Annotated in this window: 14 protein-coding genes; 10 read left to right on the forward strand and 4 right to left on the reverse strand. The window is 37.0% G+C overall.

The genetic code is table 11. The features are described from left to right. The first annotated feature begins 37 nt into the window (after nucleotides 1-37). The 8 genes from ykzS to ACR65M_RS04725 all read left to right on the forward strand — a co-directional run bounded on the left by ykzS (nucleotide 38) and on the right by ACR65M_RS04725 (nucleotide 7,438). Nucleotides 38-232 (forward strand): protein YkzS, encoded by a 195-nt coding sequence (ykzS, locus tag ACR65M_RS04690; protein WP_121445261.1) that lies wholly within the window; start codon nucleotides 38-40, stop codon nucleotides 230-232. A gap of 92 nt (nucleotides 233-324) precedes the next feature. Continuing rightward, the gene (locus ACR65M_RS04695) at nucleotides 325-777 is read left to right on the forward strand and encodes a MarR family winged helix-turn-helix transcriptional regulator (protein WP_099364562.1); all 453 of its coding nucleotides are present in this window, start codon (nucleotides 325-327) and stop codon (nucleotides 775-777) included. A 137-nt stretch (nucleotides 778-914) separates the two neighbouring features. Beyond that, nucleotides 915-1,658, forward strand: coding sequence for a GTP cyclohydrolase II (locus ACR65M_RS04700; RefSeq protein ID WP_440272686.1), 744 nt, complete (start codon nucleotides 915-917; stop codon nucleotides 1,656-1,658). 139 nt (nucleotides 1,659-1,797) lie between these two features. Beyond that, a complete protein-coding gene (locus ACR65M_RS04705) occupies nucleotides 1,798-3,171 on the forward strand; it encodes an aldehyde dehydrogenase (protein ID WP_440272687.1) in 1,374 nt (457 codons plus the stop codon). A 241-nt stretch (nucleotides 3,172-3,412) separates the two neighbouring features. Next, nucleotides 3,413-4,003 (forward strand): cell wall hydrolase, encoded by a 591-nt coding sequence (locus ACR65M_RS04710; protein ID WP_341332214.1) that lies wholly within the window; start codon nucleotides 3,413-3,415, stop codon nucleotides 4,001-4,003. A 106-nt stretch (nucleotides 4,004-4,109) separates the two neighbouring features. Then, complete coding sequence (locus ACR65M_RS04715; RefSeq protein WP_341332213.1) at nucleotides 4,110-5,069, forward strand: nucleoside hydrolase; 960 nt, start codon at nucleotides 4,110-4,112, stop codon at nucleotides 5,067-5,069. Nucleotides 5,070-5,265: 196 nt separating this feature from the next. Next, a complete protein-coding gene (locus ACR65M_RS04720) occupies nucleotides 5,266-5,607 on the forward strand; it encodes a DUF4257 domain-containing protein (RefSeq protein ID WP_121445256.1) in 342 nt (113 codons plus the stop codon). Nucleotides 5,608-5,818: 211 nt separating this feature from the next. After that, complete coding sequence (locus ACR65M_RS04725) at nucleotides 5,819-7,438, forward strand: ABC-F family ATP-binding cassette domain-containing protein (RefSeq protein WP_341332212.1); 1,620 nt, start codon at nucleotides 5,819-5,821, stop codon at nucleotides 7,436-7,438. Between the two features lie 36 nt (nucleotides 7,439-7,474). Here ACR65M_RS04725 and ACR65M_RS04730 read toward each other — a convergent pair whose 3' ends face one another. Both ACR65M_RS04730 and ACR65M_RS04735 read right to left on the reverse strand, forming a co-directional pair. Then, nucleotides 7,475-7,693 carry a spore germination protein gene (locus ACR65M_RS04730; RefSeq protein WP_440272688.1) on the reverse strand — a complete coding sequence of 73 codons (219 nt, stop codon included), beginning with the start codon at nucleotides 7,691-7,693 and terminating at the stop codon, nucleotides 7,475-7,477. Between the two features lie 110 nt (nucleotides 7,694-7,803). Further along, entirely contained in the window at nucleotides 7,804-7,989 is a 186-nt protein-coding gene (locus tag ACR65M_RS04735) for a hypothetical protein (RefSeq protein ID WP_341332211.1), read from the reverse strand. 175 nt (nucleotides 7,990-8,164) lie between these two features. Between ACR65M_RS04735 and ACR65M_RS04740 the strand changes: the two genes are divergently transcribed. After that, on the forward strand, nucleotides 8,165-8,320 hold the full coding sequence (locus ACR65M_RS04740; protein ID WP_165918085.1) for a hypothetical protein: 156 nt from the start codon (nucleotides 8,165-8,167) through the stop codon (nucleotides 8,318-8,320). Nucleotides 8,321-8,388: 68 nt separating this feature from the next. On the opposite strand, the gene ACR65M_RS04745 is transcribed toward ACR65M_RS04740, so the two are convergent. Together ACR65M_RS04745 and ACR65M_RS04750 are read right to left on the reverse strand one after the other, a co-directional pair. After that, nucleotides 8,389-8,583 carry a small, acid-soluble spore protein, alpha/beta type gene (locus ACR65M_RS04745; protein ID WP_121445252.1) on the reverse strand — a complete coding sequence of 65 codons (195 nt, stop codon included), beginning with the start codon at nucleotides 8,581-8,583 and terminating at the stop codon, nucleotides 8,389-8,391. A 225-nt stretch (nucleotides 8,584-8,808) separates the two neighbouring features. Continuing rightward, a complete protein-coding gene (locus ACR65M_RS04750; protein WP_341332210.1) occupies nucleotides 8,809-9,741 on the reverse strand; it encodes a CobW family GTP-binding protein in 933 nt (310 codons plus the stop codon). Between the two features lie 501 nt (nucleotides 9,742-10,242). Here ACR65M_RS04750 and abc-f point away from each other — a divergent pair. Then, nucleotides 10,243-11,931: a ribosomal protection-like ABC-F family protein gene (abc-f, locus tag ACR65M_RS04755; protein WP_341332209.1), complete on the forward strand. Its 1,689-nt coding sequence runs from the start codon at nucleotides 10,243-10,245 to the stop codon at nucleotides 11,929-11,931. Nucleotides 11,932-12,512 lie beyond the last annotated feature (581 nt).

The raw sequence follows: 12,512 nt of genomic DNA on the forward strand, positions 1-12,512 counted from the left end.
TTTTGAACAATTATAATCTAAAAAGAGGTGTATACATATGAATGAAGAATTTGTTAATGAGATTTTAAATAAGCTCCGGGATGGAGAGTTAAATGAATACCTTGTGAAGAAAGATCAATTTTTGGAGTTCCGCAATACGTTGGTTAAGCGGGAAGATTTTAAGCATTATAGAGGAATTGCCCTTCACGGTGGGGATGTCCTGTATCGATATACGGAAGACGCAAGGAGTTAATGGGAAAAAAGTAACAGAACTCAACTTGACAGAGAACATATAAATTTAGTAAAATTATCTTGAATTCGAGATAATAAAAAAGGGTGGATCGTATGGAAGCGAATGAAGCAGTTAATGTTCCTAACCTCTCCTTGAAATTTTTTGTCATACTATCTAGAGCATTTCGATCTGTAAATGAGCGGGTAGAAGAGGATGTAAAAGGATACGGATTAAATCTAACTGAGTTTGCTGTGTTAGAACTTCTCTATCATAAAGGGGACCAACCAATTCAACATATTGGTAAGAAGGTCTTATTATCGAGCGGAAGTATAACATATGTTGTGGATAAATTAGAAAAAAAGAATTATATTTCAAGAAAACCATGTCCAAAGGATCGACGTGTAACATGGGCGTCCATCACAGAGGAAGGTAAACAATTTATGGATACGATATTTCCAAAGCATGAACAGGCTATTGAAGAAATTGTTGGGGTGCTGTCTGATTCTGAAAAAGAAGAAATGATGGTGCTATTGAAAAAGCTTGGATATCATGCTGACAAACTGTAAAACTTACTAAATGAGGGACTATTCTATAAGGATATAAAGTGTATATTTCTTGACCTCCCTTTTTAATAATTCTATACTTTCAAAACATAGAGTAGAATAAATTTTACAAGTGGTAACATTAGAAAGGGAGAATTCTTATGGTTTCAGAAAAGGTGAAAGACCTTCTATTAAATAAAATGAGCATGATCCATAAACAAGGGGAACAGGATATTTGCTTAGTTGGACCTGTAACATTACCCGTTCAATTAGATGATCAAGTGGTAACTTTTAAATGGTATACATGGCTAAAAATGGAGAGTGGAATGAGTAAAGAGGAAGTACTAGATGCTCTCCCTACAACTAATTTAGCAGAAATGCAGCAATCATCTGTTCTTGTATATGGTGATTTTGACTCAGAACATGATGCGCTAATTAGAATGCATAGTATTTGCCATACTGGTGATATATTTGGAAGCAAGCGTTGTGATTGTGGTTTCCAATTACGGGAATCCATGAGAATGATTGTCTCAAATGGATCTGGGGCTCTCTTTTACTTAGCTAATCACGAGGGAAGAGGGATTGGCTTATTTTCAAAATCCTTAGCGTATATTCTCCAGCAAGAAGGGTTAGACACAGTTGAAGCAAACCTTGCATTAGGCTTTAACGATGATAGTCGCAACTATGAAGATGCCATTCGCGTGCTTACTGAGTTACGTTCGAAGCCAGTTACCTTAATCACGAACAATCCGAAAAAACTAGCTGCATTACAAGAATACGGACTATTATCAGATACTCATGTCCCACTTTGGGGAGATGTTTCTGAATACAATAAAAAATATTTAGCTACGAAGGTTGAAAAATCCGGTCATATACAAGTAAAAGAAAAAATTGCAAGTATCTAATACTATATCAAGGGTAAGCCAAAAAAAAGATGGCTTACCTTTTTTCTACTCTACAAGTAGTATTATCTTGTTTTTTGTTAAAAAATAGTATGTACTATTTATAAATAGTTGGAAATCCTGTTGAAATGGGGGAGATGTAGTGGAAAGCTATGGTGCATTAATAAAAAAGCAGCGCGAATTTTTTTCTACAGGGAAAACAAAAGAAGTTGCTTATCGAATGGAAGCTCTTAAAAAGACTCGAAACATTATAAAAACAAATCAAAAGGAAATTATGGACGCATTACATAAAGATTTAAACAAATCCGAGTTTGAATCATATGCAACCGAAATTGGCTTTGTGTTAGAAGAGCTTAGGTTTACGATGAAGCATCTTGAAAAATGGGCGAAACCAAGAAAGGTAAAAACAAGCTTATCAGGTTTTGGAAGTAAAAATTATATTTATCCAGAACCATATGGGGTGGTCTTAATCATATCCCCTTGGAATTATCCATTTCAGCTTGCATTTGCACCATTAATTGGGGCAATAGCAGCAGGAAATTGTGCGATTTTAAAACCTTCTGAGCTAACCCCAAAAACGTCTGAATTACTAACAAAACTGATTCGTGAACATTTTCAAGAGGATTACATAGCAATTGTTGAAGGCGGTGTTGAGACAAGCACGGCCCTTTTAGAGGCAAAGACAGATTATATCTTTTTTACAGGTAGTGTGGCCGTTGGAAAAGTGATTATGGAGGCTGCAGCTAAACATTTAACACCTGTTACCCTTGAACTTGGAGGGAAAAGTCCTTGTATTGTCCACAAAGATGCGAATCTTCGATATGCGGCAAAGCGAATTGCATGGGGGAAGTATACAAATGCTGGACAAACTTGTGTCGCACCAGACTATCTGTATGTTCATAATGAAGTGAAAGCAGAATTTCTGAATCTGTTAACAGAGGCTATTCAGGAATTGTATGGGAATGCCTTAAGTAAAGAAAGTAAGTTTACGAAAATTGTAAGTGCGCGCCATTTTGATCGACTCACTTCCTTTATCCATAATAGTGGGGTTATTTTCTATGGTGGAGATGCTGATGTTGATAAGCTTTTGATTGAGCCTACAGTTTTAACTGATGTTACATGGGAACACCCGATCATGGAAGATGAAATTTTTGGTCCAATTTTGCCTGTAATGGGATACGATGATATCCTACAAACCATTGATGAGATTAATAAACGCCCAAAACCCCTTGCGTTATATATTTTTTCAGAAGTGGAACGAGTGCAAAATAAAGTGCTAGAATCCATCTCTTTCGGTGGTGGTTGTGTGAATGATACAGTTTACCATTTTACTTCACCCCATTTACCATTTGGCGGTGTAGGTGATAGTGGAATTGGTGCCTACCATGGGAAAGGAAGCTTTGATGTATTTTCTCATGAAAAAGGGATCATGAAGCAAACGACAAAGTTTGACCTTCCTTTGCGCTACTCAACAACCAAACATGGTTTGAAGCTGATTAAGATGATAATGAAATAACAGTAAAATGTTATTTATGTTAATAACATGACTGAGATGTTTGTAAAATTCAATCTGTATTTTTCCATCCTAACCAATATATAGGTGGTATATTTAGCGAGGATATTTTTTCCACTCATATTTTGAGGCAAAGTGTCTGTAAGGCTCAAGTATTCTACCACTTTTTGGGCAATGAAACGAAATATTACAGCTGTTAACCTTCTAGTAGAGCAAAAAACGACGATTACTAGGAGGAAAAAACATGAAAAACCTTAAAAAGATTGGATTTGCAACAGCATTAACATTTACCCTATTAGCATCAGGTGTGAGTGCATCGGCAGCAACTCATACTGTAAAAACAGGTGATACATTTTGGAATCTTGGCATGAAGTATGGAGTATCAGTTTTAGATCTTAAGAAAGCAAATAACCGAACAAGTGATATGATCTATCCAGGTGAAGAGCTTGAAATACCAGAGGTAGTGACGACTCAAGATAAGGAATTACTAGCAAAACTTGTACATGCGGAAGCAAAAGGGGAGCCATATGCAGGTAAGGTTGCAGTGGCTACTGTAGTGTTAAACCGTGTCGACTCATCTGAATTCCCTAATACGATTAAAGAAGTCATATACGAAAAAACAACTGGCGGTTCATTTGCATTTAGCCCTGTAGCTGATGGTTCAATCAACCAGCCAGCTGATGAAGAATCAAAACGTGCAGTAGACGAAGCCATTACGTTCCGCGGACAAGGAAAAGGGTCATTATTTTTCTTTAATCCAGATAAAAGCTCAAATCCATTTATGATGGATAGAGAAGTAACAACTGTCATTGGAAATCATCGATTTGCAAAATAATACTTTTCAAAACACTCATTTCGTGTCATAGCGAAGTGGGTGTTTTTTTTAACATCCCAACATATAGTGAATATTATGAATGATTTTTGAAAGGGGAGCGGTGTTAATGACAGCAAAGGTACTGTTTTTCGGGGATCCAGGAATTGATGATTCGATCGCAATTATGTATGGACTGCTTAATCCAGAGATTGAGATTGTTGGAATCGTTCCTAGCTATGGTAATGTAAAACAAGAACAAGCTACTCAAAATGTTGCTTATCTATTATCGCTTGCAGGCAAAACGGATATCCCAATTATAGCAGGTGCAAAGGGACCATTATCAGGAGAGGTCACAGCGTATTACCCTGAAATACATGGGGAAGAGGGGCTTGGCCCGATTCAACCACCTGATACACTTCCTACCGCTGAGTTATTAAACTTTGATGAGATTTTTAAAATAATCGAAAAATATGAAAACGAAATCTATATTGTCGATGTAGGAAGATCAACATCTCTTGCGATTGCCTTCATCCTGGGTGGTGAGGTGATGGAAAAAGTTAAGGGGTTTTATATAATGGGAGGGGCTTTTTTTGTTCCTGGAAATGTCACCGCTGAAGCAGAGGCCAATTTTTATGGTGACCCAATTGCCTCAAATCTTATCTGTGAACGTGCACATAACTTGGCAATACATCCTCTTAATGTAACCATCCAAGCTATCTTAACTTCTGAAATTGTTGATCAAATTGTAAGGCAGGGAACAAATAATCCTTACCGAAATTTGATTCGTCCAATTTTTGATTATTATTATGAATTCTATAAGAAAAGCATGCCTGGTATTAAAGGGACACCACTACATGATGTTGTTGCCCTTAGCGCAATTGTAAATCCATCCATTATGCAATATGCAAGACGTAGAGTAAGGATCGAAATGTCTGGGATTTTAAAAGGAGTGAGCGTCGCGGATTTTCGTGCTAATCCGGACAAGGAGCCTGTTGAAACATTAGATCGGATTGCATTACGCATTGATTATGAAAAGTTCATAACTGATTTTATCCAAGTTATGACAAACGGAAGAGTGGCTAGGTAGTTATATGCAGTCCTTTAGGGGGTCGAAATAGTTTTTAGAATGAAAATGGGACATTGGTAGCATGAAAGTATTCGTAATTTTCGGAAAATATACCCAAGCTTTCTTATTCATAATTGGCATATAATGTTAATAAGGAAGCTTCCATTTGTTGCCTAAGGTCAAGCATTACCCAATCTGGACTTTAGGGGGTGATGACATGTTGTTGCATCTCGTGCTAGCAATCTTTATTGGTGGCTCTATGGGCTTACTGGGACATGCTAAAAAAAGGGGGAAAATAGAGAAACCTCGTGTAACAAAACGCTTCATCTACCTAGGATTCTTAGAAGAAATGCTTATTGGAACCATTGCAGCAGTATTAATTGTAGCTTCAAGTGACACAGAATCGATTTTTCGAGTCATATTCCTTTCGATTTTAGCAGGTTACGGCGGTGAAAAAATTATACAGGGATTTGGCGCAGGAAAACAAACAGATCTGCCAAACGAATTGCCACCAAAAAAACAGGAACAGGAGACCATTAATAAGAATGATGTTATTTGATTGTAAACAAATAAAAAAAGAAAAACGTGGTTTGTTTTAATGACTCTTTTTGCAGGAATACTGTGGGAAGGGTCATTTCTATTTTTCGGAAAAAAACTTGTCACAATATGGATGGGTCTTATGTCAACAAACTATGGACCGAAAACTAGTGTTGTTTCTATGAAAATGGTATAATCAGTAGCAATGATATGAAATGGAGGATTTATACTACATGATTACAGTTACAAATGTAGGTTTGCGTTACGGTGACCGCAAGCTTTTTGAAGATGTTAACATAAAGTTTACACCGGGAAATTGTTATGGACTAATAGGTGCAAATGGTGCCGGAAAATCTACCTTTTTAAAGATTCTTTCAGGTGAGATTGAACCACAAACAGGTGACGTGCATATGACACCAGGTGAGCGTCTCGCGATCTTAAAACAAAACCATTTTGAATATGAAGAACATGAAGTTCTTAAAGTTGTAATTATGGGACATGCTCGTCTATATGAAGTGATGCAAGAAAAAGACGCAATCTATATGAAGCCTGATTTCTCAGATGAGGACGGAATGAGAGCTGCTGAGCTTGAAGGGGAATTTGCTGAGTTAAATGGTTGGGAAGCTGAATCGGAGGCAGCTATCCTTTTAAAAGGACTAGGAATACCTGAAGATCTTCATGCGAAGAAAATGGCAGAATTGACAGGTTCTGAGAAAGTAAAAGTGTTATTGGCCCAAGCTTTATTTGGTAAGCCAGATGTTCTATTACTAGACGAACCTACTAACAACCTGGATTTAAAAGCAATCCAGTGGCTTGAAGAATTTTTAATTAACTTTGAAAATACTGTTATTGTTGTATCCCATGACCGTCATTTCTTAAACAAGGTATGTACGCACATGGCTGACCTCGATTATGGAAAAATCCAAATCTATGTTGGAAACTATGACTTCTGGTATGAATCAAGCCAGCTTGCTTCAAGAATGGCTCAAGATGCAAACCGTAAAAAAGAAGAGAAAATTAAAGAACTACAGGCATTTATTGCGCGATTTAGTGCAAATGCATCTAAATCTAAACAAGCAACTTCCCGTAAAAAGCTTTTAGATAAAATTTCACTTGATGATATCAAACCATCTTCTCGTCGTTATCCGTTTGTCGGATTCACACCAGAGCGTGAAATCGGTAATGACTTATTACGTGTAGAAGGTCTTACAAAGACAATTGATGGTGTTAAAGTACTTGATAATGTGAACTTTATTATGAACAAAGGCGACAAGATAGCATTTGTAGGAAAAAGTGAAATTGCAATCACAACATTATACAAGATTTTAATGGGTGAAATGGAAGCAGACAGTGGTACATTCAAATGGGGTGTGACTACATCACAAGCTTATTTCCCTAAAGACAACACGAAATATTTTAATGGAGATGAGCCAACATTAGTGGACTGGCTTCGTCAGTTCTCTCCAAATGATCAAAGTGAGAGTTTCCTAAGAGGATTCTTAGGCAGAATGCTATTCTCAGGGGAAGAAGTATTGAAAAAGCCAAGCGTGCTATCTGGAGGAGAAAAGGTACGTTGTATGCTTTCAAAAATGATGCTAAGTGGTGCAAACGTGCTTGTACTCGATGACCCAACAAACCATCTAGACCTTGAGTCTATTACAGCTTTAAATAATGGTTTAATTGCGTTTAAAGGTTCTGTATTATTTACATCGCATGACCATCAGTTCGTTCAAACAATTGCAAACCGTATTATCGAAATCACACCAAATGGTCTTGTAGATAAGCAAATGACATATGATGAATACCTTGAAAATACTGAACTTCAAAAACAAGTAGAAGCCATGTACGTATAACATTAAAAACCGTCTTACCTAATAGGTAGACGGTTTTTATGTGCCGGAAACAACATTTGAGTCGACGCCATCCGGGTCAAGGGTATTTGAAGTACTCACACGATTATTGTTTGTCACATGAAAACCTGTATTAAATGATCCCGACCCAGCGATTGTTTTACTGGTTGAAGTAGGGGAGACATAAAAGGAATTACCGGTGATGATAATACCCTCATTGCTGTTAATTTCAATCGGTCCTAAAAAGATAGAAGCCATATGCTTTGCACCACCTTCGTTCATCTTCGTAGTACTAGCATATGGCTCCTATGGAATTGTGAAAGGTACAAACCCCTAAAATTTTAAAAAGGATAAGCCAAAGTAGCTTATCACTTACCTAATAAGGCTAATATTCCTTTAAAGATTAGAACAAATGAGAATACGATAATTGTAATTGCCCCAACTAGAGTAAATACGGAATGTAGGCTAGTTAATACGTTATCATATTCTGTTACTTTAATAAGGGCAAAACCTGCTAAAATACAAGCTAAAAATAATATAGACATTTTTTCCATATGATTTTTCCCTCCTTTCTTCATCATATGTCCAAATTGAGAGGAAAGTGAGGAAAACAACGATGTTTTACACATTTTTTAATAAACAGGAATAAAAATCGTTTTCGTGAATAGAATGGTCATGTCGGAAAAAAGTGGATAAAATAGAAGGTTTAAAAACGATAGGGTGGGTAAGATGGCATTAGTTAAAAATTGTATTATTGTAGTACTGTTTGCACTGTTAGTGGTGGGAATGATTTTACTTGGGGTAAGAACGATTGAGGCAAAGGGAAATCCAACAGTGATGAAGACTTCAGATGAATTATATGTTGAAAAAACCGTTCATTTCTAGGGGAATGACGGTTTTTTAATTGTAATAAATAGGCGGCCCAGTATATGGACCCCCTTATAGGTGAATTGTTACTGTTGTGAACCGTTTGAAAGCTGCTGCTGCGCCATTGCAACAAGGCGTTTCGTCATCTCGCCTCCAACAGAGCCGTTCGCACGTGCGGTCGTATCTGCACCAAGCTGAACTCCAAACTCATTGGCGATTTCTTCTTTCATTTGATCTAGAGCATTTTCGCTACCAGGAACCAATAGTTTGTTTCTTGCCATGATACATCACTCCCGACAGAAGTTTTTTGAGTAACCAAATGATTACTCATAATTAACTTTCCACGTAATAAAATAAACATGCTTGGGAATCAAGACCAATATTATTCCTTAATATGGGTAGGGGAAAATTAACTTTAGTTAGGTCAGAATCTTGGCCAGTTGGTCACAATTATTCAGAACAACTTCACAATGACATTAAAACGGGTTAAATTTTTCCTTAAGAAACTATTCAATCTTCAAACTTTCTTCCTGTAGTTTCTCCATTTCGACCTTCATCCATGTTGGGTCTAATTTTTCACCGATAAATACCAAAGTTGGTTTATAATTCATCAACTCTTTTAAGTAAATGGGTGTTCCATAGGAGTATTGAAATAAATATGTGTTGTTCGAATGGGTAAACTTTAAATAGCCCTTAATTCGGTATATTGTTTCAGGCATCTTTCTGAGCCATTCTTCAAACAAATCGAGATCAAGTGCATTTGAAAATGTATGCACAAATGTTTTTAGCTTCAAATCGAGATGTACATGTGCTCGCTCATGTGGTTTTCGTTCAGCTTTTTTAATTGTACGGAGATCATCAAGCTTCACCGATGCATGCTTCGTTAGCAAACTTCTTGCCTCGCTGTTGATGGATTGAATTTCAAAGAGCATTTGTCCTTGTTCCATTTCAGATAACTGGTCGATTTTATTAAGTAAAAGCACATCCGCATGACGAATCTGTTCGCGTAATAGCATTTGTAATTGAGGACTTAGGGAATCTCTTTCTCTCCAACGAATCACATCAATTAGGGTTACAATTGATTGAACAAATAATTGATCGGCAAAAAGCGGTGACATACATGCATCTAATACTTCAATTGGATGTGCAACACCCGTTGTTTCAATGTAGATAGCATCTAGGTCATAATCCTGTAATAGTCCTTGCAAATGAACCTCAAGCTGTCCTTGAATCGTACAGCATACACATCCATTAAGCAGTTCTTTAAGCGGAGTGCTATCTGAAACTGCGTTTGAATCAATCGAAACCTGACCTAATTCGTTCATAACTACAGCAACTTTTCGACCTAATTGCTTTTCTTGAGTAAGAATATTTTGTAATAAAGTGGTTTTACCACTTCCTAAAAAACCAGATAAAATAAAAACCTCAACTTTTTCCATAAAAACTCCTCATTTTAATAGTACATATTTTCCTAATTAAAGGTGAATACCTTCTATTATAGCGAATAATGGCAATTAGGGAAAAGGCGGAATCTTGTTAGTAGGAATTGACAGGAAATAAACAAAAAATATATACTAAAGTTAACTAAATTCGAAAGGAATGGGTAAGGGGCAATGGATAACTAATCTTATTTTCGTACCGATTTTTCAAAAAGAATGAGAGTCCAAAAGCAGGATGAAAAGGACCAAGAAGTTCAAGGCGACGCAGCTTTGAGTACCGGAGCGTATGCAATTAATACGTGAGGAACGGAGAAGCAAGTCAACGCAGAAATTCGATGTGTCATTTTCACCGGACTTTTGAACATCCTCTAAAGAAAAAACGTGTATCTAGAGAATAGGATTAGTCTGCCCATTTCCATGTCCATTAGTACATTATAAATGTACGTTTATTTGTGATGGGAAAATACGTCCTCTCTAGATACCGTCTAGGGAGGTTTTTTTATGACGATTTTAAAGATGACCGGGATTCAAAAAAGTTACGGAGATAAGATTATTTTAAATAATATTGAATTCACGGTCCAAAAAGGGGACCGAATTGGGATTGTCGGGGATAATGGCTCAGGTAAAACAACGTTAGCAAATATCATAACTGGGAAGATAGAAATGGATAAAGGGTCAATTGACATGCCTTTTGGCCCTATTTCAATTGGATATGTAAAACAGGCTGCAGAAGTAACATATGAAGAAATCGAAGAAGCGACTATTTCCGGGGAGATATTGGAACAAACGAGTCAACTAGGGTTAATGAAGGTACACACCTGGGACCAAGAAAGAGCAGTACATTTAAGTGGTGGAGAGAAAACAAAGCTATCCCTTGCAAAGGTATGGTCATCGTCCTCTGACCTTTTAATACTTGATGAGCCGACAAACCATCTTGATTTTAAAGGTGTGGAATGGCTGATTGAAGAAATGAAGGCATATCAGGGAGCCATTCTAGTTATTTCACATGACCGATATTTTCTTGATCAAACGGTTAGTCAAATTTTGGAGATTGAAGGAGGCAATTCATTCATTTATCAAGGAAATTATACGAATTACTATAAGGAGAAAGAAAGGTTGTATCAAAGCCAGCTTCATCGCTACGACATTCAGCAAAAGCATAAAGAAAAAATAGAAAACCAAATGAGCAATTTACAAACTTGGTCGGATAAAGCGCATCGCCAATCGACGAAAAAAGAAGGTTTTAAGGAATTCTATCGGGTTAAAGCAAAGAAAATGGATAAACAAATTAAGTCAAAAATGAAACGGCTTGAAAAAGAGCTTGAAAAGAATAAAATTGAAAAGCCGATCGAAAAGGATGAGCTGCAATTTCACTTCAAACAAAATAAAAAGAGAGGAAAACGAATAGTTGAAGTGAAAAATGGAGAAATGCAATTTGGAGAAAGAATCCTGTTTCAGAATAGCCACTTTTATGTAAAGTTTGGGGAAAGAATAGGCATACTTGGTGAAAATGGATGTGGGAAGACGACCTTGCTTCGCATAATAATGGGTGAAGAACGGATTTCAAGTGGGGAGTTATGGAAAAGTGATTCTTTGAAAATTAGCTATTTATCTCAAGATGTGACAGATTTAGAGGAAACGAAGACCATTCTAGAATATCTTGGGATTACCGTCAGAGACGAGATAAGTGAAGCTAGAACGATATTTGCAAACATCGGGTTTAATGCAGATAAAATCAAACAGCCCATCTCCACATTAAGCTTAGGTGAACGAACGAGAATTAAGCTTGTTAAACTTTTATTGGATGAAGTTGATATACTGATATTAGATGAACCAACCAATCACCTTGACCTTGTAAGTCGGGAATCATTAGAAAAAATGTTACAGTCCTTTCAAGGTACAATTTTAACGGTATCCCACGATCACTATTTTCTTAAAAAAATGTGTGAGAAACTACTTGTTTTTGACAATCAAGTCATTAAAAGAGTTGAGATGGGACTAGAAGAATATCAGCAAAAAAATCATCAAGAACCTAAGACAATACAAAACAAGGAAGAAGAAAAGCTACTACTTGACAATGAGATAAGTGCGACAATCGGCAAATTATCTTTACTTTCAAAGGATGACCCGATGTACGAGGAGTTAGACAAAAAATTGTTAGCGTTAATGAAAAAGAAAAGAGAACTATGAAAGCCTTAAAAAGGAGAAAAAAGTTCAGTGTCACTTCAACACTGACGAGTTCCTTTTTATGTTCCAAACAGCCCCATTATCAAAATAAAAACATATACGAATCATATTCATTGTCAAAAAAAGCAACTGAGCAAAAACAACATCAAATCTTCGGACAGTGAAGGCAAAATTATCGTGGTCTTGTCCGAAGGTGAGGTAACTTCAGACAAGGGAAGGCAAAATCATCGCAGTCTTGTCCGAAGGTGAGGTAACTTCGGACAAGGGAAGGCAAAATCATCGCAGTCTTGTCCGAAGGTGAGGTAACTTCGGACAGGAGAAGGCAAAATCACGGCGGTCTTGTCCGAAGGTGAGGTAACTTCAGACAAGGGAAGGCAAAATCATCTCAGTCTTGTCTGAAGGTGAGGTAACTTCGGACAGGGGAAGGCAAAAACATCGCGGTCTTGTCCGAAGGTGAGGTAACTTCGGACAGGGGAATGCAAAATCATCGCGGTTGTGTTCAAAGTAGAGGTAACTTCAGACAAGGGAAGGCAAAATCATCTCAGTCTTGTCTGAAGGTGAGGTAACTTCGGACAGGGGAAGGC

The sequence above is a fragment of the Ferdinandcohnia sp. SAFN-114 genome, assembly GCF_059415045.1.